The organism is Planktothrix sp. FACHB-1365, from assembly GCF_014697575.1.
GTDB lineage: Bacteria > Cyanobacteriota > Cyanobacteriia > Cyanobacteriales > Microcoleaceae > Planktothrix.
The window spans coordinates 1-23,991 of the sequence record NZ_JACJSC010000019.1 but is presented as its reverse complement, the minus strand read 5'-3'; the positions used below and the strand labels follow the sequence as shown (position 1 = coordinate 23,991).

Annotated in this window: 21 protein-coding genes; 13 read left to right on the top strand and 8 right to left on the bottom strand. The window is 36.9% G+C overall.

The features are described from left to right. Positions 1-314 precede the first annotated feature (314 nt). Positions 315-1,940: a hydroxylamine reductase gene (gene hcp, locus H6G57_RS18720; RefSeq protein ID WP_190521231.1), complete on the bottom strand. Its 1,626-nt coding sequence runs from the start codon at positions 1,938-1,940 to the stop codon at positions 315-317. A 168-nt stretch (positions 1,941-2,108) separates the two neighbouring features. Here hcp and H6G57_RS18715 point away from each other — a divergent pair, with 168 nt between their 5' ends. The 3 genes from H6G57_RS18715 (at position 2,109) to H6G57_RS18705 (ending at position 5,985) form a co-directional block, all read left to right on the top strand. Continuing rightward, positions 2,109-2,801, top strand: coding sequence for a Crp/Fnr family transcriptional regulator (locus H6G57_RS18715; RefSeq protein WP_190521230.1), 693 nt, complete (start codon positions 2,109-2,111; stop codon positions 2,799-2,801). Between the two features lie 150 nt (positions 2,802-2,951). Beyond that, positions 2,952-5,252: a pentapeptide repeat-containing protein gene (locus tag H6G57_RS18710; RefSeq protein WP_190521229.1), complete on the top strand. Its 2,301-nt coding sequence runs from the start codon at positions 2,952-2,954 to the stop codon at positions 5,250-5,252. Positions 5,253-5,424: 172 nt separating this feature from the next. Continuing rightward, the gene (locus tag H6G57_RS18705; protein ID WP_206756697.1) at positions 5,425-5,985 is read left to right on the top strand and encodes a hypothetical protein; all 561 of its coding nucleotides are present in this window, start codon (positions 5,425-5,427) and stop codon (positions 5,983-5,985) included. 139 nt (positions 5,986-6,124) lie between these two features. Here the strand turns inward: H6G57_RS18705 and H6G57_RS18700 are convergent, their stop codons facing one another. Both H6G57_RS18700 and H6G57_RS18695 read right to left on the bottom strand, forming a co-directional pair. After that, entirely contained in the window at positions 6,125-8,023 is a 1,899-nt protein-coding gene (locus H6G57_RS18700) for a serine/threonine-protein kinase (protein WP_190521227.1), read from the bottom strand. 215 nt (positions 8,024-8,238) lie between these two features. Beyond that, positions 8,239-8,343: a cytochrome b6-f complex subunit 6 gene (locus H6G57_RS18695; protein WP_190521226.1), complete on the bottom strand. Its 105-nt coding sequence runs from the start codon at positions 8,341-8,343 to the stop codon at positions 8,239-8,241. 116 nt (positions 8,344-8,459) lie between these two features. Here H6G57_RS18695 and aroB point away from each other — a divergent pair, with 116 nt between their 5' ends. From aroB to H6G57_RS18675, 4 genes are all read left to right on the top strand, one after another. Beyond that, the gene (gene aroB / locus H6G57_RS18690; protein ID WP_190521224.1) at positions 8,460-9,569 is read left to right on the top strand and encodes a 3-dehydroquinate synthase; all 1,110 of its coding nucleotides are present in this window, start codon (positions 8,460-8,462) and stop codon (positions 9,567-9,569) included. Positions 9,570-9,781: 212 nt separating this feature from the next. Further along, positions 9,782-10,807 (top strand): peptidoglycan recognition family protein, encoded by a 1,026-nt coding sequence (locus H6G57_RS18685; RefSeq protein WP_242049019.1) that lies wholly within the window; start codon positions 9,782-9,784, stop codon positions 10,805-10,807. A gap of 69 nt (positions 10,808-10,876) precedes the next feature. Next, a complete protein-coding gene (locus H6G57_RS18680) occupies positions 10,877-11,122 on the top strand; it encodes a hypothetical protein (protein WP_190521222.1) in 246 nt (81 codons plus the stop codon). 4 nt (positions 11,123-11,126) lie between these two features. Beyond that, a complete protein-coding gene (locus tag H6G57_RS18675; RefSeq protein WP_190521220.1) occupies positions 11,127-11,525 on the top strand; it encodes a type II toxin-antitoxin system VapC family toxin in 399 nt (132 codons plus the stop codon). A gap of 23 nt (positions 11,526-11,548) precedes the next feature. Here H6G57_RS18675 and H6G57_RS18670 read toward each other — a convergent pair whose 3' ends face one another. Further along, positions 11,549-13,279: an NFACT family protein gene (locus H6G57_RS18670; RefSeq protein WP_190521218.1), complete on the bottom strand. Its 1,731-nt coding sequence runs from the start codon at positions 13,277-13,279 to the stop codon at positions 11,549-11,551. 173 nt (positions 13,280-13,452) lie between these two features. On the opposite strand from H6G57_RS18670, the gene H6G57_RS18665 reads away from it, so the two are divergent. Next, positions 13,453-14,865 carry a flippase gene (locus H6G57_RS18665; protein ID WP_190521216.1) on the top strand — a complete coding sequence of 471 codons (1,413 nt, stop codon included), beginning with the start codon at positions 13,453-13,455 and terminating at the stop codon, positions 14,863-14,865. Positions 14,866-15,021: 156 nt separating this feature from the next. Beyond that, on the top strand, positions 15,022-15,357 hold the full coding sequence (gene fdxA / locus H6G57_RS18660) for a ferredoxin FdxA (protein ID WP_190521214.1): 336 nt from the start codon (positions 15,022-15,024) through the stop codon (positions 15,355-15,357). A gap of 207 nt (positions 15,358-15,564) precedes the next feature. Here the strand turns inward: fdxA and H6G57_RS18655 are convergent, their stop codons facing one another. Beyond that, a complete protein-coding gene (locus tag H6G57_RS18655) occupies positions 15,565-17,487 on the bottom strand; it encodes a GTPase family protein (protein ID WP_190521212.1) in 1,923 nt (640 codons plus the stop codon). Positions 17,488-17,625: 138 nt separating this feature from the next. On the opposite strand from H6G57_RS18655, the gene H6G57_RS18650 reads away from it, so the two are divergent. Further along, complete coding sequence (locus H6G57_RS18650; RefSeq protein ID WP_190521210.1) at positions 17,626-18,708, top strand: AI-2E family transporter; 1,083 nt, start codon at positions 17,626-17,628, stop codon at positions 18,706-18,708. A 65-nt stretch (positions 18,709-18,773) separates the two neighbouring features. On the opposite strand, the gene H6G57_RS18645 is transcribed toward H6G57_RS18650, so the two are convergent. The 3 genes from H6G57_RS18645 to H6G57_RS18635 are packed head-to-tail and all read right to left on the bottom strand — an operon-like array spanning position 18,774 to position 20,574. After that, positions 18,774-20,027 (bottom strand): glycosyltransferase, encoded by a 1,254-nt coding sequence (locus H6G57_RS18645; protein ID WP_190521208.1) that lies wholly within the window; start codon positions 20,025-20,027, stop codon positions 18,774-18,776. A 7-nt stretch (positions 20,028-20,034) separates the two neighbouring features. Next, a complete protein-coding gene (locus H6G57_RS18640) occupies positions 20,035-20,310 on the bottom strand; it encodes a DUF2442 domain-containing protein (RefSeq protein ID WP_190521205.1) in 276 nt (91 codons plus the stop codon). Positions 20,311-20,313: 3 nt separating this feature from the next. Then, positions 20,314-20,574, bottom strand: a complete 261-nt coding sequence (locus H6G57_RS18635; RefSeq protein WP_072722730.1) for a DUF4160 domain-containing protein — start codon at positions 20,572-20,574, stop codon at positions 20,314-20,316. A 177-nt stretch (positions 20,575-20,751) separates the two neighbouring features. On the opposite strand from H6G57_RS18635, the gene shc reads away from it, so the two are divergent. The 3 genes from shc (at position 20,752) to H6G57_RS18620 (ending at position 23,853) form a co-directional block, all read left to right on the top strand. Continuing rightward, on the top strand, positions 20,752-22,713 hold the full coding sequence (gene shc / locus H6G57_RS18630; protein ID WP_190521203.1) for a squalene--hopene cyclase: 1,962 nt from the start codon (positions 20,752-20,754) through the stop codon (positions 22,711-22,713). 117 nt (positions 22,714-22,830) lie between these two features. Beyond that, positions 22,831-23,274 (top strand): GUN4 domain-containing protein, encoded by a 444-nt coding sequence (locus H6G57_RS18625; RefSeq protein WP_190521201.1) that lies wholly within the window; start codon positions 22,831-22,833, stop codon positions 23,272-23,274. 135 nt (positions 23,275-23,409) lie between these two features. Beyond that, positions 23,410-23,853 carry a hypothetical protein gene (locus H6G57_RS18620; protein ID WP_190521199.1) on the top strand — a complete coding sequence of 148 codons (444 nt, stop codon included), beginning with the start codon at positions 23,410-23,412 and terminating at the stop codon, positions 23,851-23,853. Positions 23,854-23,991 lie beyond the last annotated feature (138 nt).

Below are 23,991 nucleotides of genomic sequence, written 5' to 3'. Positions count from 1 at the left end.
TAACAAATATGTTAAATTAAAGCCATTAAATTGTAAATAAAAACTTGATAAGCGAACAAAACTTTAAATTTCTTAATTATTTGTTATGATTTCCTGATAGCGACCATTTATCACAGTGGAACTCGGTTAATTACATTAACTTGTCAATGTTGCAATTATCAAAAACAAGAAAAAGAAATTATTCCCCAAGTTAGCGAAAGTAGTAGTTATGGGGGTGGCGGAAGTTCCAGTGGAGGTGGTGGAGCGGGAGGTGATTATTGAAGTCAAAACCCATGTAGAGACGTTGTATACAACGTCTCTACAGTACCATTAACCTAAGCTAAACAAGCGGCTAAATCAGCATCAGGAGTGGTAATAGGTTGGAGGTTATATTGACGTTGTAACAGTTGGAAAACATGGGGAGAAATAAAGGCAGGTAATGTAGGGCCGAGGCGAATATCTTTGATGCCTAAATAAAGCAATGTTAATAAAATAGAAACCGCTTTTTGTTCATACCAAGATAAAATCATGGATAACGGTAATTCATTAACATCCACATTAAAAGCATTAGCTAATGCTAAGGCAATTTGAATCGCAGAATAAGCATCATTACATTGTCCCACATCCATTAATCGCGGAATGCCATTAATCTCTCCTAATTCTTGATCAAAGAAGCGGAATTTGCCACAAGCTAAAGTTAAAACAACACAATCTTGAGGAACTTTTTCCACAAATTCACTATAATAACTGCGTCCAGGTTTAGCACCATCACACCCTCCCACTAAAAAGAAATGACGAATTTTTCCGGTTTTAACCGCATTAATCACTTCATCTGCAACATTTAAAACGGCATTGCGCGCAAATCCAGTCATCACTTGACGGGGTTCTTGAGTTTCTGTAAATCCCGGTAATTCTAATGCCATTTTAATCACGGCTGTAAAGTCTCGACTGGATAAATGGGTGACATCCGGCCAGCCTACAGGGCCACAGGTAAACACCCGATTTTTATAGGTTTGATGGGGAGGCATTAAACAATTGGTGGTCATCACAATTGGCCCTGGAAAGGCTGCAAATTCACGGGTTTGATTTTGCCATGCTGTGCCATAATGTCCGTACAAATGGGGATATTTTTGTTTCAGTTTCGGATAGCCATGAGCGGGTAAAAGTTCCCCATGAGTATAGACATAAATTCCCGTATTTTCTGTTTGTTTGAGAAGTTCTTCTAAGTCTTTCAAATCATGACCAGACACTAAAATCGCTTTACCTGCATGAGAATTTAAAGCAACGGCGGTTGGAATTGGATGACCGTAGGTTTCTGTATTGGCAGCATCCAAAAGTTCCATAACTCGCAGGTTAATTTCTCCTAATTTTAAGGCAATATTCACCCAATCGTCTAAGGTTAAATCAGCATTAGATAAGGCGGCTAAAGCTTCATGACAAAACGCATAAACTCGCTCATCATGATGTCCTAATTCTTGAGCATGATATCCATAAGCAGCAATTCCCTTGAGTCCGTAAATTACGGTTAGTTTTAAGGAGAAAATATCAACATTACTGGCCGATTGACTAATAAAGTCAAATTCGCTATTTTTACCTTGTTGAATTAACTCTTCCTTCGTTTCTCCAACTGACAGCCAACACAGGGGAGAACCCGTTATCGGCTGAGGAAGTAATGCTCGGAGGTTATCCCGCAATTGAACGGTTTTATGGATATAATGAATGAAATCCTCGGCATCAAAGTTAACATTTGTTAAAGTCGAAAATAAAGCTTCACAGGTAAAGGTATTGGCTTCTAAGGAAAGGATTCCATACTCACGAGCAATGGTAGCAACTTCCCCCAATCCGCGCAGACAGTGTAACAACAAATCTTGTAACGCATCTACGTCGGGACTTTTACCACAAGCACCCCATTTTAAACATCCTTGTTCACTAGCTGTTTGTTCACACTGACTGCAAAACATAACCGTTTCTCCTAAGTCACTTTCTTTTTCTCTATTTCCACTGTAGGACGCAGGTTTTAAACTGACCTTGACTTAAGTCAATTGTTAGAAGAGGGAACAGGGAATATAACGGTTGAGGGTTAATGGTTAATAGACAACAAACAACAAACAACACCGAACTCCTGAGTAATGAATCTACCTGAATTTTTGCGACAAACTCAATTTTTCTTAAATCTCCCCGATGACCAAATTGAGGCGTTAGCGGGTATTAGTGTTTTGAAACGGTATCCCAAAGGAGAGTTGATTTTTGAAGAGGGAGATGAAGGAAATGGATTTTTTATCGTTGTGACTGGACGGGTCAAAGTATTTAAACTATCCTTTGAGGGAAAAGAACAAATTTTACATATTTTTAACCCCGGAGAACATTTTGCGGAAGTTCCCGCCTTTGACGGTCAATGTTTTCCGGCTTCTGCTGAAGCGTTGGAGCCCACAGAATTATTATTTTTTCCGAGAACTGCTTTTTTAAACCTCCTCCATCATCATCCTTCTTTAGCAGTGAGTTTATTAGCCGTTTGTTCCCGTCATTTACGTCGTTTCGCTCAAATTATCGAAAATTTGTCTTTAAAGGATGTTCCTGAACGATTAGCAACTTATTTATTATATCTGAGCCAAAGGACAGGAAATTTCGACACCTTAGAATTAGACTTGACGAAAACTCAATTGGCTGCTTTACTGGGAACAATCCCAGAAACATTATCCAGAGTGTTTGCTCGATTAACTCAAGAGGGTTTAATTGCCATTAACGGCTCATCCATTACTATTTTAGATCGCAATGAATTGATCCGCCGAGCCAAAATTTCATTTTTTGATGAAAAACTCTAACCAGAATTACAAAATCTTTAAATAAAGGTGACTTTTTTTTCTTAAATTATGAAAAGAATGTAAAGCTATCATCAGATACTGTCTGTCTTTCTATTTTTCTATCTTTCGCTGCTATGCTAGACTGAACAGTATAAGCACCCAGTACAATTGATGGCTAACCTCGTTCAAGATAAATTGATTAGTAATTCTAATCAATCTTTGTCGTTATCTTCTACAGAGTATCCTCTTTATACTCGTTTAAAAATGAGTGCAGACCTAATTTACGAATTCTTTTTAAATCGGGTACAAACGGATAGCCCCGGAGCCGTTTTAGATTCCTTTGAACAATTATTTTTTTATCTCCTGTGTCCCCAAAAGCCAGAGATTAAAGTCGCCTTAGAGGAGATTTTAAGTTATGAGGAAGGAGAACCCCATTTTCAAGGAATTGTCAAGCGCTGTTGTTATATCCTGATTAATAATTGGTTGCTGAAGCGTCAACACAGCTTTATTAGAAAACTGATTAATAAACTCTCAGAATCCCCAGATTGTAATCAAACCTGCTTATCAATTCAAGAAAGCCGCCTCCTGTTATGGCTGAAAACTTTTTTAGCCAGCGAAGATTATCAAGAGTTGCTACGATGCGCCAACTTAGAGCGGAGTGACTGGAGTAGTCGTTATCAATCTTATTTATTAGTTTCCCAATACCTTAACCCCCACAATTCTAGGGAACAAAAAGAAGTCGCGCGAACGTTAATTAAACAGCTTAAAGATCAATATAAATTTGATTTAGCGATGTATATTGCTCGGTTGGAATCTCCAACGGGTCGAAATCGTCAGCCTAAAAACCCGACTCAATTAGGAGATGAAGTCGTGAGTTTAATTAAACAAACGATTTCTACCCAGCGCGTGTTTAATTATGGAACTCAAGCTAATTTATTTTTAAATAATACTCAAAATTTTAGTTATGAAAAATTTAAACAGTGTTTACCTCAATATTTGATGTTTCACATCAATCAACAATATCCTGCTAATATTATCCGGGAGAAAATAGAAGAAAAACTGGAATCTTTATACTCTATTCATGATAATACTATTGTTAGTAAACCCTTAATTAGCAGAACTTGTAATCGTCTCATTGAATATTTATTAATTGAAAAAGGAAAACCACCCTCCTTTTTATTTAATTTAATGATTCGCCAAGGGGGTCAACTGACCTTAGTGATTTTATTATTAAAATTAGTGCTGATTGGCAATTCTTCCCGCAGCTATTTAGATATTTGTATTGCTCATTTAATTCAATTCTATCAAGACCATGCAGAAGCCAGATGTCAAGGAGTCATTCAGTTCTTAGAAATTTTTAATTTAGTGTTTACTTTATTTACTGAAAACGTCCAATATTTTTTAGTAAAAACAAAAGCGGGGCTACCCGGAACTCAATCCGAAACAGAATTAAACACCTATCGCCTATTTTGTCAATATAAAGGCCCCGATTTACGCAATACTAATGTTAAAGAATTGCAGTTAAAAGGAAAAGATTTACGCGGGGCAGATTTACGCGATGTAGATTTAAAATCTATTGAACTGATTCAAGTAGATTTAAGCCTTGCTAAACTAAGCCGTGCCGATTTAAGTCACGGAATCTTTACAGACACCAAATTTTTTATTTCTAACCTAAATTATACGAACCTGATGGATGCCACTTTAACCCGAACAGATTTTCGTCGAGCCGAATTAAAACACGCTAACTTAACCTGTACGAATTTAAAACAAGCCAATTTTAATCGCGCTGATTTAACGGGAGCCATCATTACCCATGCTAATTTACAAGAAGCTGATTTAGGAAATGCCGATTTAACCGAAGCCAATTTATCTGAGTCTAATCTACAACTGGCTAACTTAAATGCAGCCAATTTAACCAGAGCAAATTTAAGTTATACGAATCTAACTAATGTGAATTTAAGTCGAGCCAATCTTCAAGGCGCAAATCTCCAAGGCGCTGACTTACGCGGGGCTAATTTAACTGCTGCTAATTTAGAAAATGTTAATTTACGAGGAGCCATTTTAGAGCGGGCTGTCTTCACCCAAGCCAACCTAAAATCAGCCAATTTAGTCGATGCTAATCTCACGGCTGCAACTCTCACTCAAACCGATTTAAGTCAAGCTATTTTGATTCATTCCCAACTGCGAGATACGAATTTATCTCAAAGCATTCTCCGTCATGCAGACTTAACAGAAGTCGATTTAACCCGTGCTAATTTAAAGCAAGTTGATTTTAGTTATGCCTGTTTAAAAAATGCCATTGTCCGTCATACAAATTTGAAAGATGCAATTTTATTATATACCGATTTACGGGGAGCCAATTTATTCCGCAGTGGCATTGCTGAAGCTCAAATTACAAAGATTAAATTAGGCAATAATTCGGGTTTATCAGATCAAACTCGAATTTTCTTGGATGGTGAAGAAATTAATTAAAAGTAGTGAGTCCTTCAGGACTCTCTTTTTCCCTTTATCCAAACACTTGATCCAAATTTTTGCTACAATGAAGGCTGAAAAACCTGATCAGTCACGATGATCATCCCAAGCCGTCGATTTTGGATGATTTTTAGTAATTTGGGTTTAAAATAAAAGCAGAATCAAGGTGACAATGATGGATGTTGTTCAAGCACAGCTACAAACAATTTCGTCTTTAAAATCCTTGGGAATTGAGTTTTATCAAATGCCCAACGGCAATTATCGCATTGGGATGAAAACACTTAATCAAGCTTTAGGGTACAAAAATAATCAGTTAGATCAAGAAATTTTGAGAGAAGATAGTCAGACTCGAAGAAGATTAAATGAAATTGGATTTACACCAGAAATTGAAAAAATAGAAATTCCCTTAAATTTGGGTCATCAAGAAAAGCTTGTTTCTGTTTTAACCCTTAGCTTTGATGATTTTAATCGTCTGATATTTTATGAAGCTTCAACGGGGAATAAAAGAGCTTTAGAAATTTTATTGTCTTTAGCTAAATTAGGCTTGAATGTCATTTCTTTAAGACCATCAAGTCAAGAATTGGATGATACTCAAGACTGTATTCGGACATTGCTGGATACGAAGTACGAAGCAGCCCATCATTTGATTATGGAACACATGAAACTTGATGAACTAGAGGAACTTGAAACCGAAGATGATATTTTATCTTTAGCTGTTTCCCTAACTTCTTAATAAGTTTTCATGAGCGATTTGCTTCGGTTATGCCTTGACCTTAATATATCGCATGGATGAGAAACCAAGATATACCTGAGCTATTTTAATTATTAATAAAACTCGTAGTGAGTCCTTCAGGACTCTCTTAATATACACCTCATCCCAACACCGAACGCCAGATTTTAATCGTTCCATCTTGACTCCCGCTAACAATAGTTTGATTATCGGGACTAATTGCAACGGAATAAACAATCCCCTTATGTCCGGTTAATGTACAAATTTCTTCCCCTGTTTCTATTTCCCACAATTTAATTGTTTGGTCTTCACTTCCACTCACTAATATTTTATTATCTGAAGTAATCGCAAGAGCATAAACACCGCCTGAATGTCCTTCTAAGGTTTGGATTAATCTTCCTGTTGAGGGATTCCAGATTTTTATTGTATTATCTGCACTTCCACTCACTAATACTTGGCTATCAAAACTAAAACAAATAGATAAAACTCGTTCTGTATGTCCCCTAAATTCTCTGTGAATAGCCTGACAAGTATCAGTATTCCATAATTGTAACCAAGAGAAGAAATAGTCACTAACAAAAGCTGAACCAGTAGGATCAAATACTATTGAACTTATTTTTTGGCGTCTCATTGAAGGCCCTGTTGAAAACATTGTTGTTTTAATAGCTGTTTTATCTTCTATATTCCTGACTTGAACAAATAGATAGTCAACTGTTGATCCATATTCCATACCTCCACTTGCCACTAAGTTTCCATTTGGACTAATTGCTACAGCTTGAACTCGTGACGGATATTCTTCTAAAATACAAATTTCTTTTCCTTTTTCTAAGTCCCAGAGTTTAACTGTTCCATCAGAACAGCCACTTATGATCATCTTTCCATTTGGGCTAATTTTAATTACTCTGATTTCTCCTGCATTCCTTTTTAGTGTTTTTTTCAATTCTCCTGTTTGTAAATCCCAAATTTTAATTGTAAAATCTTCACTACCACTAACAATTTTTTTACCATCAGGAGTAATTGCAACAGAATAAACTACCCAAGTATGACCAATTAACGTTTTAACACATTGCCAAGTTTGCGATTGATTTGTTAAAGGCAGTGTAAACGTCTGGCTTGCTAATTTTCCTAAATTATCGTTTCCTAATCCCTTAACAGCTGAACTCGATAACTTAGAATTCAAATCGGTTAAAATATCCCTAGCAGACTGATAACGTCGTTTAATCGCACTTTCAATCATTTTATCCAAAATCAACCCAAATTCCTCACTCACCGGATATTTTAAATACTCTCTCCAGACCCAAATTCCCTCCTGATCATCAAATAAATTAATCGGTTCCACTTGCGTTAATAAATGCAGACAAGTCACCCCTAAACTATAAAGATCACTCGCAAAAATACCCTTTCCCTTGGCTTGTTCCGGCGCGATATAATCAGAAGTACCGATAATCGTTCCTGTCACCGTAAAAGCCGTTTTTTGGGTAAATTTAGCCGAACCAAAATCAACTAAAACAAATTGACCATTCAGACAACGAATAATATTAGCAGGTTTAATATCTCGGTGAATAACATTTTTAGTATGAATAAACTCTAATATCGGAAGTAAACAGATTAACAAAGATTGAATCTGATTTTCCTTAAAAGCTCCTTCCTGAGTGAGAATTTTAGCTAAATTTTCCCCGTCTATAAATTCTTGGATTAAATATTGTTGTTGTTCAATGGGAATATAAGCCAAAAGTTCAGGAATATGAGGATGTTTCCCTAATTCATCTAAACGAATTGCTTCTTGTTCAAATAATTCCGATGCTTTTTGTATCGCTTCAGCATCTTGAGACTGGGGAAAAAATTGCTTGATCACACAACGCGGTTTAGAGGGTTTATCCTCATCAATGGCTAAAAACGTTTTACCAAATCCCCCTTGTCCGATAATATCAATCGCTCGATATCGGTCTTTTAATCGCAGTGGAGTTCCACAACTTAAACAAAATTGACTTTGATCAGAATTATAGGGTTTAGGACAATTAGAATTTAAACAATAAATCATAGAAAAATGCGATCGCATCTATTCTATTAATCATATCAGATATTAATCTCAGAAAAAAATTAACTCGTAGTGAGTCCTTCAGGACTCTCTTCTTCTTCTAACATCCTCAAACGCAGAAAAAATTAACCCGTAGTGAGTCCTTCAGGACTCTCTTCTAACACTGGTCAAACACAACAACGGGTTTAGACGCGCCGTGGCGCGTCTCTACAGTCAGATTAGATCAGTTTAACTGCACGCAGGGTAAACATAATTCCGGCTGCTGCGACTAAAGATCCCGCATAGATGATAACGTAAGCGATCGCGCCATCCACTGTAAGCATTAGACAACTCCATAAACATTACTCTCTATTGAATCATGAGTGATCCGTCCGTGATCATCTGTAATGGGTAAAAAATAGAATACAATTTTTAACGGTGAGTTAATGAGGGGAAGAATATGGAGTCGATGATTCAGGTTAATTTAGGTTCATTATCCTATAATATTGCCATCGGTGCAGGACACTTAGATCGATTGGGGGAATTGATTACCCCATTAAAATTAGGGAAAAAAATACTATTAGTTTCTAACCCAGAAATCTTTAATTATTATGGAGAACGTACCCGTATTTCCTTAGAACAAGCGGGGTTTGATGTGGCGATTTGTACCCTTCCAGCAGGTGAAGAATACAAAACCCCCGAAACCCTACAAATGATTTATGATGCCGCTTTAAAACACCGATTAGAACGTTCCTCTACAATGGTAGCGTTAGGAGGTGGAATTATTGGAGATATGACCGGGTTTGCTGCGGCGACGTGGTTACGGGGAATTAATGTTGTTCAGGTTCCCACGTCTTTATTAGCAATGGTAGATGCGTCTATTGGAGGAAAAACAGGCGTTAATCATCCCCAAGGAAAAAACTTAATTGGGGCGTTTCATCAACCCAAATTAGTATTAATTGATCCTGATGTTTTGCAAACCCTTCCTGAACGAGAATTTAGAGCCGGAATGGCAGAAGTGATTAAATATGGTGTAATTTGGGATGAAGAATTATTTGTTAAACTCGAACAATCCCAAGGTTTAGATAACATCCAATCTTTAGACTCAGGATTATTACAAGAAATTTTAACTCGTTCTTGTCAAAGTAAAGCCGATGTTGTTAGTCAAGATGAAAAAGAATCGGGGTTAAGAGCAATTTTAAATTATGGTCATACTATTGGTCATGCGGTAGAAAGTTTAACCGGATATACTGTTGTGATTCATGGGGAAGCTGTGGGAATTGGGATGGTAGCCGCGAGTCAAATTGCAGTTAAATTAGGGTTATGGGGTGAAGACAGTGATCGACGACAATTCGCGTTAATTGAAAAGGCGGGATTACCGACCCAACTCCCCCCCGGATTAAATCTGGATGATATTTTGGATAGTCTACAAACCGATAAAAAAGTTAAGGCTGGAAAAGTCCGATTTGTATTACCGACTCGCATCGGAGAAGCGATCGTGACAGATCAAGTCACATCTGATATCATTCGTCAAGTATTAGAAAGCTTTTCTATGGGTTGTTTGGCTTAATGCTAAAAAAAATTCATAGCTTTGTCATCAGATTGACACAATAACTTCATATCCTGACGATAATCTGTAAATCATAAGCAAGTTAACTCCTCCTCACACCAAAATCACGTTTCGTTCCTCACCCACTGGCTGATTACCAGTGGTTTTTTTTTGGCTTGATTTTTGTCATACTAAACTGGAAAACATTGCACTCAATATTGACTAACTCACCCATGAGAAAATGGACGCCTATTCTGCTGTTAACCCTCTATTTACTAGGGGTGGGAGTAACTGTTGGACTCAAAAATCAAGATTGGATTGTGGCCCAAGGGATGTCATTATGGAGCCAAATGCCTTCTCCGCCAAAATTTGAGCGGGTGATTGCTGAAACCGTCTCTCCCTCTCCCTCCCCGTCTCCAGACATCAAACTGGTGGCGGCTGAGGAACCACAGCCAGAGGCGACTCAAGCACAACCGAAAACGGTGGCGAATGTGAATAATGTTCCTGTCCCTGGAACCTGTGCGTTACAACCTAATCCGAACCCGACGGCGAGTGGGAAAGTTGGGCCATCGGTGAATCCCGTCACGTTATATCGGTTTCGGCGGCCAACGGATGTACAAACGGCCAATCTTCAAGGCGGGGTGGGTTATGCTCCTAATGAATATCAAGCCTTAGCCAATCCGACGAATTACGGACAACGATTTCTTTATGATATTAATGGGCAACCTGTAAATAATGCCCCAATTGTGGTGTTACATGAAACCGTATCGGATGTTTATAGTGCGGTAAATTTTTTCCAAACTGCCCAAAATTCTGAGGATAATCAAGCCAGTTATCATACTTTAATTATGTTAACGGGGGAGATTGTTTATATTGTTCCCCCGGATTTAAGAGCCTTTGGTGCGGGAGATTCTGTATTTGCTACTTCAACAGGAACGGAAACAGTAAAAACCCATCCTCAACGTCCTCCTTCTGTGAATAATTTTGCTTATCATGTTTCTTTAGAAACCCCTGCGGATGGTCGCAATAATGCTGATTCTCATAGTGGTTATACAACAGCACAATATCAATCTTTAGCGTGGTTAGTGGCAAAAACAGGAGTTCCTGATTATCGAATTACGACTCATGCGGCGGTAGATCGTTCAGGGGAAAGGCGAGATCCCAGAAGTTTTGATTCTCAACTATTTTTTCAATATTTACAATCCTATCCCCGAACTCAAGAAATTATGATTAGTTGTCAATCGGCTTATCTGAATTAAAATAGTTAGAGTAGGGAAGAGGGAACAGGGAACAGTTAATTTTGAACCACAAAAGTCTGTGAGGAAACTATGCAAGTTAAAGGGATAAAACGAGGTAAAACCATTGAATTATTACAGGATATTGACCTACCCGACGGCGTAGAAATTACTGTTGAAGTTAAAACAGTACCCATTTTAAGTTTATCAGAACGCCTTAACCGTTTAAGATCTATTTTTGGAGCGTGGCAAAATCAACCCCAACTCGATGAGATTTTTTCAGAAATAGATAAAGAACGCCATAATTATCAAGGTAGAAAAATGATTGATTTCGATTAAAATTATGTATTTACTAGACACTAATATTTGTATTGCTTTATTAAAAAATAATCCTCTGGCTGTTTCTGAGTTTAGTGTCAAAACAGAGACATCTTACTTGTCTACAATTGTTGTTGCTGAATTGTATAAAGGGGTGTATTGTTCTCGTCGAGTTGAGGATAATTTAAAAACCTTAAATGAATTTATTAGTTTAATCCCAATTCTTGAATTTGATTTACAAGCTTCCTTAGAATTTGGGAAGATACAGGCTGAATTAAGAAAAATTGGAAAACCGACCGGAGAACTGGATGCTATAATTGCAGCAGTCGCTCGTTCTCGTCAGTTTATTTTGATAACAGATAATATTCGACATTTTGAAAATATTCCTAATTTGCAAGTAGAAAATTGGTTGATTTCCAATTAAAAACAATCACAAAAATATTAATATCACAACAGAATTTTAGCTTGATGAGGATTCCCCCAAATCACTGTTTCTTGTTTATAAATCACCATCCCTGGTTTAGACCCTTTGGGTTTATAAACGTGCTTGGGTTTGGTATAAATAACCGGAACTTGTTCACTTTGTCTGGCGCGACTATAATAAGCCGTTAAATTAGCTGTAAATTGTAAATCAATATCATCAGCAGCCTGTCCCGCACTTAACCGTAATAAGACATGACTACCGGGGATTTCTTGAGTATGAAACCATAAATCATAATCCGTTGCAACTTTAAAGGTTAATTGATCATTTTGACGATTATTTCTGCCGATTAAAACTTCAAAATTATTGGGAGTTTGATAGCGATAGAATTCTATGGATGAGGGAGAATTTGAACTGCGATAATCAGGAATATTAATATAACCTTGTTGAATTAATTCTTCTCGAATTTCGGCTAAGGTTTGTAAATCTTCGGCGGTTTTGTTGGTTTCAACTAAACTAATCGCTGATTCAACTTGTTCTAAATAGTTAATCTCGGTTTTGACTTCATTTAACAGGGGTTCAACGGCTATTCTAGCTCGTTTTAACTTTTGATGTCGTTTATATAAATTTTGAGCGTTCCAGACGGCATTATTCTCTGGATTTAGGGCAATTTTAACAGGTTCTCCTGTCTCAAAATCGGGTAACAAAATCTCCTTCATTCCCGGTTTCCATTCGTGCAGAAATGCCATTAATAGGTCAGCTTTTGCCCGATATTCATCCGCTTCATCGGATTGTTGTAACCGTTGAATAAATTGATCCGCTTTAACTCGTAATTTCGTTAAAACGTTATTAATTTTTTGACTAACTTGATGCCGGAGTTGCTGAAATTCTTGATGATTTAATTGATTAGTATAATAAGTATTGAGTAAAATTTGAATAGATTTAACATCAGAAACCGTTTCTAAATTCCAAGGAATAATATCATAACCTTTTGAAGTATAATAAGGACAAAAATGATAATTTTCTAAGGTTTTTAACCAAGTTTGCCAACTTTTAAATAACTGATTCCAATCTTCTGAAGTTAAACTATTAGTGGGTTGAGTGGGATCTAAATTAGCAGCTTGAATCATCGATAACACTAACCCAGAACTTAAACCCCGATAGTTTTTTAAGAGTTGTTGTTTTAAAGCGCTGGGAATTAAACTTACCCGCTCTTGCCAACGAGATTGAGCTTCATTTAAACTGGGAATGGGCTCGGTTAATTTAGGAGGCAATTCATAGGGTTGACCTGTTAAAATTGGTCGCACACTCGATTGTTGTATATTCACCTGATGGGCTGCTGTAACAATACTATTGTCGGCTCCTGTTAAAATAACGTTACTATATTTTCCCATAATTTCTACATATAAATGCCAGAGGGGACTATCCCCTGGACGCTGAGAAAATTGTAGATCTAAAATTCGTTCCCAAGGGTCAATTTGCTGAATTTCAACTAATGCTAATCCCCCTAATTGATGGCGTAGTTGATCACTAAAGGTAAAGGTATCAGGAACACGGGGAGGCGGATCACCCATACAAATTCTAGCCGCTTGGGGATGCCAAGAAATATCTAACCAACCTCGACGCTTGAGGGTGCGTAACCCCAAAGAAATCGTAAAGCGATCGCGTTGATACACCTGTTCTAACCGCGCCGGAATCCAGTCTTGACGCAGTTCACAACAGCTTGCGATTAATGTGGTTAAATCAACAGATTGCATAATGTTTTCCTGAACACCTTACCCATGTACCATTGTCTCATTATTTTTTGCCCACAGCCCACCTAATTTTAGAGAATGACGTTTTTTAAATTATACTGGTTTTAAATTTTTCAATCATTCTTCGCCAATCGGTAAATCATCCTATTTCGTCACTTCCTTTTGAGTAAATTTCTATGAAAAACTTGCTAACTCGCTTAGATCTGTCTTACTTTTATGTCTTTTTGGGAGAAGCAACTTTAGGTTTAACCTTTATTTTTTACATTCTTTTGGCACGGGTTTTAGGGCCACAACAATATGGGATTTTTACATCAGCTTCTGCATTAGGAGCAATTTTAGCTCTATTAATTCAGTTTGGTTTACCTGTTCTTTTAAACCGAGAAGTTTCTGCTAACCCAGAAGTTGGATCAAGATTAACATCCCAATTTATTATCTTAGAACTGTTAACTTCTATCCCCGTATTTATCCTATTATTTCCCATTGCATTTGTTATGGGATACCACGAGGGAAACACCCTAATTATTTGTTACATTGTAGTATTTTCAGAAATTTGTCGCGCCATGAAAATGACGCTACGGGGAACGTTAAAAGGCATGGGGTGGTTTAGAACAGAAACGGTGTCTGTTGCCTTAGAACGTGCCGCTACAGTGCTAATTTCCCTGGGGGTATTATATGCCACAAAAAGTTTGATTTTGGTGGTCATTAGTATTGTTGTTGTCCGACTGTTAGATATTTTAATTTTAATGTACTACCTCAGTCGTAAACTTCCGGTTTGGTCGCCTTTTACAATCAGAGATTGTTGGGATTCATTAATTATGGCTTACCCTTTTGCTTTATCGGGAGTGTTATGGATTTTATATTATCAAGTGGATTTAGTCATGTTGCAAGCCATCGGGACAACAGTAGAGGCTGGATATTATAGTGCTGCTTACAAAGTAATGGAGATGTTTTTTGCTTTACCCCGTGTAATTTTCCAAGTTGTTTTTACTCGATTTGCCAAATATCACGCCAATGATCCCAGTCGTTTACCTGAACAATTATATAAGGCAACACGCCTTTTATTAACTGGGGTTTTACCTGCGGTTATTGTAGCTGGGTTCTTACAACAAATTTTACTCCCCTTAATTTATGGTCAAGAATTTCTGCGCTCAGTTTATTCCTTAGCGGTTTTATTACCAAGTTTAGGAATTAGTATGTTTGGTAATTTAGTTCAACGGTTTTTACAAGCCACAGGACAAGAAAAAACCTTACCTAATATTTTATTTTGGACAGCTTCAGGTAATGTAATTATCAATTGGTTTTTAATTCCCCGTTTCGGAGGGCCAGGGGCGGCGTTCGCAACTTTAATCAGTGAAATTGCCTTGTGTTTATTAGGATTACAAATTATGATTGGCACTGGATATCCTCATATTGGCAAACAAATGCGGGCGATCGCTTTACTGAGTTTATTCACCGTCGCTTGTCCTTCTTTTATCATTTATGGTTTAAATCCTGGGATCGGAATTGCTTTAATGGTCGGTTCACTGTTGGCGATTTTATACTTAGTTCAACGTCGTCGTTTTCTAGGGGAATCTAATCCTTTAGTTTAAAACTTGTTGTTCGTAGTCAAGGCTAAGTTTTAGGCTACGAACCTACAGCTTTTTTAAGTTATTTAATGAAATAAGGTTAAGTTTTGATTAAATTTTGCACTTCATTCGGGGGTAGCTTTAGAATGGAAAAATTAATGCTCTCAAAGGAGAACAGCGATGCCTTACGTTATTACAGAAGCTTGTGTTAAATGTAAGTACACAGATTGCGTTGAAGTTTGTCCAGTAGACTGTTTTTATGAAGGTGAAAATATGCTCGTCATCAATCCTGATGAGTGTATTGATTGTGGGGTGTGCGAACCTGAATGTCCGGCTGAAGCAATTTTTCCTGATGTAACGGAAGAGGGAGGACGTTGGATAGAATTGAACCGGGAGTATGCTCAAATCTGGCCTAATATTACTCGCAAGAAACCCTCACCCCCAGACGCAGATCAATATAAAGGCGAAGACGATAAGTTCAATAAATATTTTAGTCCTAATGCGGGTGGCTCATAAGTTTTTAGGAAATATTAGGAATGAAAAGCCAATAAGGTGACTAATTGAGCAGTAATTTACGGTAGATCAGGGTTTCTGGGGTTTAATTGTGCAAGTTATTTATTTTTCATTCCTTAACAGTTTGTTGAACTAAAATCAAACCTCCATACCCCCTCTTTTTAAAACAGAAGGGGTATAATTATTTGAAATACCGATAAGCTGTCCCAACTACGAACTTTTAGACTTTAAATAAAATTGAAATCGCTGCTGCATTTGTTCAATTGAAAGCTTTTGTATCCAATATTCCACTAACGCATGACCAAACGCCCAAGCATTTTTTTCCGGGGGATTAGGATTTTCTAAGAGTAACGGCCAGAGCACCAATAAATCAAAATTAACCGGATCAGATTCTCCTGAATTTAATAACATAAACAAGTCATAAGCCATCTGCAATTTACCAATCACAACGGGTAATTGTTCAACGGGAATTTGTTCAGCCAGTAATAAAGCCAGGGTGGGAGAACCCGTCGTTAATGTCGAAATAAATCTCAAAATCGGACTTTTTAATAACGCTGCTAATCCTTGGGTTGTTGCCATTTGAAAGGTATAATGATCAATGATTTTAGCCGTTGCTAAAATCCGGGCTTCTTGATTTTGTAAAAACCGGGCTAAACGCAGTTGTTTAGCGGGATTAATCGTTTCTAAAAGAGCAATAGATAAGACATCAATTCCCCAAGCTTGGCGTTGAGTTTGACTATCTTGAGTAACAATCGGTAAAACGCGATCGCAATATTCTCCTAATTGTTCAATCCGATATTGTGTGGCTTCTCGAATTGCTTTTTCCTTGGGTCGATTTCCCGATTTCCAATCATAGGGCGGTTGCCATTCTCGCATCGGACGTAAGCGATCAACTTGAGTAACAATGATAATAATGGGTAACTCTAACCCCTGCTGTTTAATCTCCTTCAAAAAATCCCCATCCATTTGTAAAGCGGGATCAAGGGCAGGAGTTACTAATAATAACAAATCTGCGTTGGTTGCATAATCTAAAACTTGTTCTCGCAACTCAGGACGATTCACTTGTTCATAACCCGGAGTATCCCATAAATTAAGGCTTTCTCCTGTTTCTATTTGCCACTGATAATTTTGAATTTTATCCGTACTTGGTAACATATCCACAAGAGCTTTATCCACTTGAAATAGGCTATTAATTAAACTACTTTTTCCTGCCCCTGTGCGTCCCACTAACAGCAAATTAACAGGTTTTTGTTTTAACGTTTCAACGGATTCAGTTTGGGTTAAAATCTCTCGGAGAGTTTGGGTTTTAGCTTGAGGAAGAGAAGGAGTTGTAACCGCAAATTCTGTTAGCGGTAAGGTATTTCCACTATAGAGAATAATTGCTTGACGACACAAATTTCTTAAGGCTGATTCTCGTAAGGATTGACCTAAATTAACTAATAATTGTTGTGTGGCTTGATTAGTGGATTTTTGAGTTGTAACTCGCGCTAAAGCAACCGTTGGATTTAATAGCCATTGCGCCCAATTCCACACCCGCCAAAGTTTACGCGCCGAGGGTTCTAATTTCTGATAAACTTGATAAGCTTCATAACCTTGTCCAACGGTAACTTGATTTAAAACTGGAGATAATTTTGCCATCCATTGATCTAAATCATCAACTGTTCCTCGCATTAATTGATAAGCTTGAGGAATATAAATGCTGAGGAGAGGATATTTAACTTCAGGATGATAAATATTAGCAACGGTCGTCACCACATCTTGACAGCGTTTCCAAAAGATTAAACTATCTTCCCAAATTGGCGGATCATTTTGGGAGGCTTTTAAAATGTCTTGTAGGGCTATTTCTACTTGATTAATTGCCTGATTTGCAGTCGATTGAGATATGGGTTGATCAAAGGAGGATTCTAGTTCGTGATTGACTTCAGCAACGACGGTTTCCATTTGTTTAACCAGGGGTTGAGTCCATTTCACTAATAACCAACGCCAACCCAAAAATATTAGGGTAAATACCGCCCAAATCCAATTAATTCCCCAATCATGAATAGTAACTCCCGCAGCTACCAACAAAAAAATTACCATGATTGTGATCGGCGTGATCAATACAATCCATTGCCATTGTTTAAGTCGAATCATAGTTACACCTTATCAAAAATTTATAGACTACTTTTCAAGCTACATCATTAAATAAGATTTTAACAAATCAAGAAAATGGTATCCCAAACAAACAAAATCCGCTAAAATGGCAACGTTGGCAAAAATTGAGTCATCCCAATGGATAATTTACCCCCAGATTCCCAGGATAACGCCTTGTGGAATCGCGTTAGTACCAATAGTTTAGTGCGCTTTTTATTGTTTTTTGCCTCTGGCTGGGCATTAATTCTAATTTTTAACTATTTTGAAAATATCTTTTTTACATTTATATTAGCTGCAATTTTAGCTTTTCTTCTCAACTATCCCGTGCGCTATTTAGAGCGCTATTTGGGTCGAGGATTAGCTTTGGGAATTGTTATTTTCCTGAGTCTATTTCTGATTGTGGCTACAGGATTAGCCTTGGGAACGATGTTTTTTAATCAATTTCAACAGCTTCTCAGCCTCGTTGTTGAAAATTTAACCTCAGCCGATAATCCGTTTGACCGCTTACAAGAGTTTTTGACAAATCGGAGAATTAATATTAATCTCGCTCCCATAGAAGCCGAATTTAATAAATCTCTGGGTTCGATGGTAAGCATTTTGGTAGGAACTTTTTCTTCATTACCTAATGCGTTGCTTTCATTTATTATTATTTTTGTGATTGCATTTTTTATGCTGGTTGATGGTGAAAGACTTTGGTTTTTATTGTTAAAACTCATTCCTTATCCCCATCGCAGTCAGTTTTCTGTAGCCCTGCAAAAAAGCTTTTTAGGTTTTTTTAGAGGTCAACTATTACTCTCCTTTTTCTTGGGAATATCTAGTTTTTTAGTTTATAGTACCTTGAGAATTCCTTTCTCATTATCCCTGGCGATTATTGTTGCCTTTTTTGATTTTATTCCAGGGATAGGAGCCACTCTAGGGATTTTAATCATCAGTTTAATTGTTTTAATTCAAAGTGGCTGGTTTTTGACGGTACAAGTATTGTTTGTTAGTGTAATTTTACAACAAATTCAGGACAATTTTATTGCCCCTCGCATTATGCAAAGTGCAGTTAATATTAACCCTGTGGTTTTATTTTTTGCTTTACTGGTTGGGGCAAAAATTGCTGGAATTCTAGGGGTATTTCTCTCAGTTCCCATTGCAGGGGTAATTGTGAATTTATTAGATATTGAAGAAATGCAATCTAAAGAGGGAAGTAAAGATTCTCTTGAAACAAAAGCCTAAACCCTGATTTTTCCGTACTTTGTATGTCAAAATATTATCAGTACGGAAGACCCCTTTCTCAAATTTTATACATAAGTTCTGCCTTTCCAACTTCCCCCTTTTCCTTGCCAATATCTTAAGGCTGAATCTAAAGTCATCAACGCATATAAAAATCCAATTAACGGTAAAGTTAACCCCCAAACGGGAGAAAGTCGATAGAGTTTTAAGGTGGGATAATAAGCAATTTCCATCAATAACCCGGTTAACGTTGCTACTAGGATAATTAAACCGTTTTCATGCAGAATTCCCCAAATCAAACCCACAGGAAACATTAAATAAATTAGAATCATTCCCATTAAGGTTAATCCCAATAAAATTATCGAAAAATTTAGTTGGCTAAAGGCTGTTCTAGCAACCATATCCCAAATACTTGATAAACTCGAATAGGGTCTTAAACTATGAGTTGTTTCTGTTAGTCCTAACCAAATTGGATAATAGGATTTAGAGGTAAAAGGAAAGATAAAACGCTTCATAGAAAATCCCTGAGTAATAGAAGAAAAGTCTTCCTCGTCAAGATAGGTTGGGGGGATTAATTTCACAGCTTGTGCTAAAGAACAATCATCAATTAACGCTTGTTTTAAGATTTGTAAGCCACCAATACGAGTTAAGGCTTCCTGGCGAATTAAAATACATCCTCCTGCTGCGGCTGCGAGTTGACTTTGAGGATGATTAACCCACCGAAACGGATATAATTTTTGAAAGAAAAATACAAAGGCGGGAATTAATAACTTTTCCCAGAAACTTTGACATCTTAATAATACCATTAACGATACTAATTGTAATTGTTCTGTTTCGGCTTTTTCTACTAATTGCTTTAAATTATTAGGAGAATGTTCAATATCAGCGTCGGTAAATAAAATATAATCGGGAGGTTTTATTAATTGTTGAGTAGATTTAACGCCCTGTTCCATCGCCCAAAGTTTCCCTGTCCATCCCGCAGGTAAAGGTTGAGATGTGATAATCTTTAATTGGTCTGTTTGATTTAATTTTTGAGCAGTTTTTTCGGCAATATGGGCTGTTCCATCATGGCTTTGATCATCGACTAAAATAATAGAAAATGAACCCGGATAGTTTTGATTGAGAAGCGATCTCAAACTAATTTCAATTAACTCCGCTTCATTTCTAGCTGGCACAATTATAGCAATAGAGGGGTAATTTAATAACGGTTCTTGAATTTCTGAAAGTCGTTGATCGGCTTGCCAAAACCGTCCTCGAAACATTAATAATACAATCCATATTATTAAGGATAATAGCGTTAAAACTAAAATTATATTTTCCATTTTACTATTAAGAAATGCTGGGAGTTTTTAACTGTATCGGTTGCTGGGATAAATAGGAATACAATACATCAGGATCTAAGTCAGCACCGCTATCCCAATAAATAGTTCCCCATTCACTAGAAAGTTTAACTTGACTAAAGTAATCAGGGTTTTTTAGAGGTTCAAATACTCCGGTAAACTGAATGAGTTGAGATACATCAATGATCCCTTCTACTCCATCTTCAAAACGAAGTTTTAGCTGGTAATTTGTTAAGGGATGAACTTCAACAATATCTTTAAGCATGATTTACTCCAAGGGTTCAATTTTATTCAAAATTAGATTTTGTCTGGCTAATTCCCAATTCGTGAGTAGTTCGTTCTGGTATAATGCTGTCCATTCTTGAATTAATTTTAGCAGTCTAGGGGAAAGGTTTCCTTCTAATACTTCTCCAGTTGAAATACTGATTAATGCCTTCTGCTTACCATAGCGAACATGAAAATGAGGAGGAGGATGATCGTTATAGTACATAGTAATTATAGCTCCAAAAAATCGGCTAATTTCTGGCATAAACACCTTCTCGATAACAACATTAAATCGGCAGTCAACAAACAATCACAAAATTAGCTTTAAAATTTATTATATAATAAATTTCTGATTAATTCAATAAAAGACATGATAGAATATTTATAACCTCTTAAAGAAATAATATTCTCAAAAACATTAGCAGGAGTTGAACGGTTAACAATGGCAGCGCAAAATCCAGTTTCTCTAACAACATTAAAAAAGGCGATCGCAGCGAGTCAAAACTTTTTATTATCTCAACAATATTCCGAAGGCTATTGGTGGGGAGAATTGGAATCTAATGTAACGATTATATCAGAAATTATCCTCTTACATAAAATTTGGGGAACTGATAAAAACCGCCCTTTATCTAAAGCTGAAACCTACTTGCGTTCTCAACAACGAGATCATGGCGGTTGGGAATTATTCTATGGGGATGGAGGGGAACTTAGTACAACCGTTGAAGCGTATATGGCGTTAAAAATATTAGGGGTATCAGAAATTGATCCCGCCTTAATTAAAGCCAAAAAATTTATTTTAGAACGGGGTGGAATTACTAAAACTCGGATTTTTACGAAGCTACATCTAGCCTTAATTGGATGTTATGACTGGCGCGGAATTCCCTCAATTCCCCCTTGGATTATGTTGTTACCCGAAGGTTCCCCTTTTACAATTTATGAAATGTCTAGTTGGGCGAGAAGTAGTACCGTTCCTTTATTAATTGTTTTTGATAAAAAACCAATTTTTAGGTTTAACCCTAGCCTAAATTTAGATGAATTATATGTAGAAGGAAGACAAAATACTATTTTTGAATTGCCTAAAAATAACGATTGGACGGATATATTCTTAGGGTTAGATAACATCTTTAAATTTGCAGAACTCTTGAATGCTGTTCCTTTGCGAGAACAAGGGTTAAAAGCGGCGGAACAATGGATTTTAGAACGGCAAGAAGTAACCGGAGATTGGGCCGGAATTATCCCAGCAATGTTAAATTCTTTATTAGCCTTAAAATGCTTAAATTATTCGGTGTCTGACCCGATTATTCAACGGGGTTTAGAAGCTATTGATAACTTTGCCATAGAAACAGAAGAAACCTATCGAATGCAGGCTTGTGTATCTCCTGTTTGGGATACGGCTTGGGTTATTCGAGCTTTAATTGAGTCAGGAATTAACCCAGATCATAATACTATTGTTAAAAGTTCAGAATGGTTAATCCGGCAACAAATTTTAGATTATGGAGATTGGATTGTTAAAAATAAACAAGGAAAACCGGGAGGATGGGCATTTGAATTTACGAATCGATTTTATCCTGATTTAGATGATTCTGCTGTTGTGGTGATGGCTTTAAATCAAGCTAAAATTCCTGATAATTCCTTAAAAACAGCAAGCATAATTCGTGGAATTGATTGGATGATCTCAATGCAATGTAAAGCTGGAGGGTGGGCAGCTTTTGATATTGATAATGATCAAGATTGGATTAATGCGGTTCCCTATGGGGATTTAAAAGCCATGATTGATCCCAATACGGCAGATGTTACAGCGAGAGTGATTGAAATGTTAGGAGAATTAGACCCGAATTGCTCAGAATTTCAATTTAAAATTCAATCCTTAAAATCTGCAATTGAACGGGCAATTTCCTATTTAAAACAAGAGCAAGAAATTGATGGCAGTTGGTTCGGACGGTGGGGGGTTAATTATATTTATGGAACCAGTGGGGTATTATCAGCCTTAGCGGTCATTCATCCTGTTTATAAAAATTGGGGTCATGGTTCTCTTAAACCCATGATGAAACGAGGGGAAAATTGGTTAGTGAGTTGTCAAAATATTGATGGGGGTTGGGGGGAAACTTGCCGCAGTTATAATGACCCGCAATTGAAAGGAAAGGGGGTTAGTACCGCCTCTCAAACTGCGTGGGCGTTAATTGGTTTAATGGCGGTGGGACAAGCAACAGGAAACTATGAAATGCAGGCAATTACAGGGGGAATTAACTATTTAATTTCAACACAACTTTCCGATGGTCGATGGGATGAGTCGGAATTTACGGGAACTGGTTTTCCCGGTCATTTTTACATCAAATATCATTATTATCAACATTATTTCCCGTTGTTGGCATTAGGTCGTTATCAAAAATTACAAAAACTTTAACTTAATATTGGGTGGGTTTGACCCATCCAAACTTTAATATTTGTCAGGAAGGGGTTAAGGGTTTATAATTTTTGGGATTAGGGCAAAAGCCCAACAAAGAGGTAATGTGAAGGAAAAATGGGTAATCGAGAAAAGGTGATTGTTGCATTGGGTATAATGGCATCGATTACATCTTTGGTGATTGGAATGGCAAGAACAGCAACAATATCTGAAAAAATCAGGGTGAAACCAGACTATGAACGATTAGCTAATTTATTAGCAGCAAAACAATTCACTAAAGCTGAACGTCAAACCTATAGAATGATGTTATTGGCTTTAGGAAAAGATACGAAATATTCTGATCCCATTGAGTTAAATCAACAGGATATTGCTAAATTTCCTTGTGAAGATTTAAGAGAACTGGAAAAAATTTGGCATGGTTATACTCATGGAACAATTCATTTTAGAAATAAAATCATGAGTTGGCAAAATGGTCAACAAAACTTAATTCCTGCTATTAATTCTCGGTCTAATAGTTGTAAAATAGAAGAAAATATAAATTCTACTGCTCTGAGTCAATAGCATATTTGAGCTTGCTTAAGTTTTGTAACAAATAGAGATTAAAATAGATGAGGGGAATAGTTTAGTGTTTAAATAGGATTAGAAGATGCTAATATTGTCGAAAATTTTGTCATCTAATCTAACCAGGAGAAGGCAATGGGGAAGTTAGGAGTGCTGACTTTTGCAGAGGGAGACTTCGACAATAGAGGTTTTTCAGTCACGTTACAATTAAGGGACGAGGGGAAACCTGCCACTATTCAGGAAACCGGAGCTTTACCGCCAGACCCAGAACTGATTGAATCTTACAACAGTTGGAAAGTCACTTATTATGGCTTTCTGGGGATAAAAGTTAGATTAGGGATGATATTAGGACAAATCAATAATTTCTCAATGGATGATGTTAATCAAAAAGCTGATAATTTAAGCCAACATTTTAATCAATGGTTAAAATCCCCACAATTTAGTCATGTTAGAGAAGAATTGATTGCCCATTTAAAAGAAGATGATGAAGTGCGGTTAATTATCCAAACTTCTAATCTTGATCTCCGCAAACTTCCCTGGCATCTTTGGGATAAGCTGCTACGCAGCTTGATTGTATAATAAAAGATTAAGTATTTTTAGGAATATAACCCCCAATGCCAGCCAAAAATCATCTGTCTAAAGAGCAAAAAAGAAAATTACTTAAAGAAATGAATGAAAATGAAAATGCTCAAATTAGAGAAAGAATATTAATTTTAT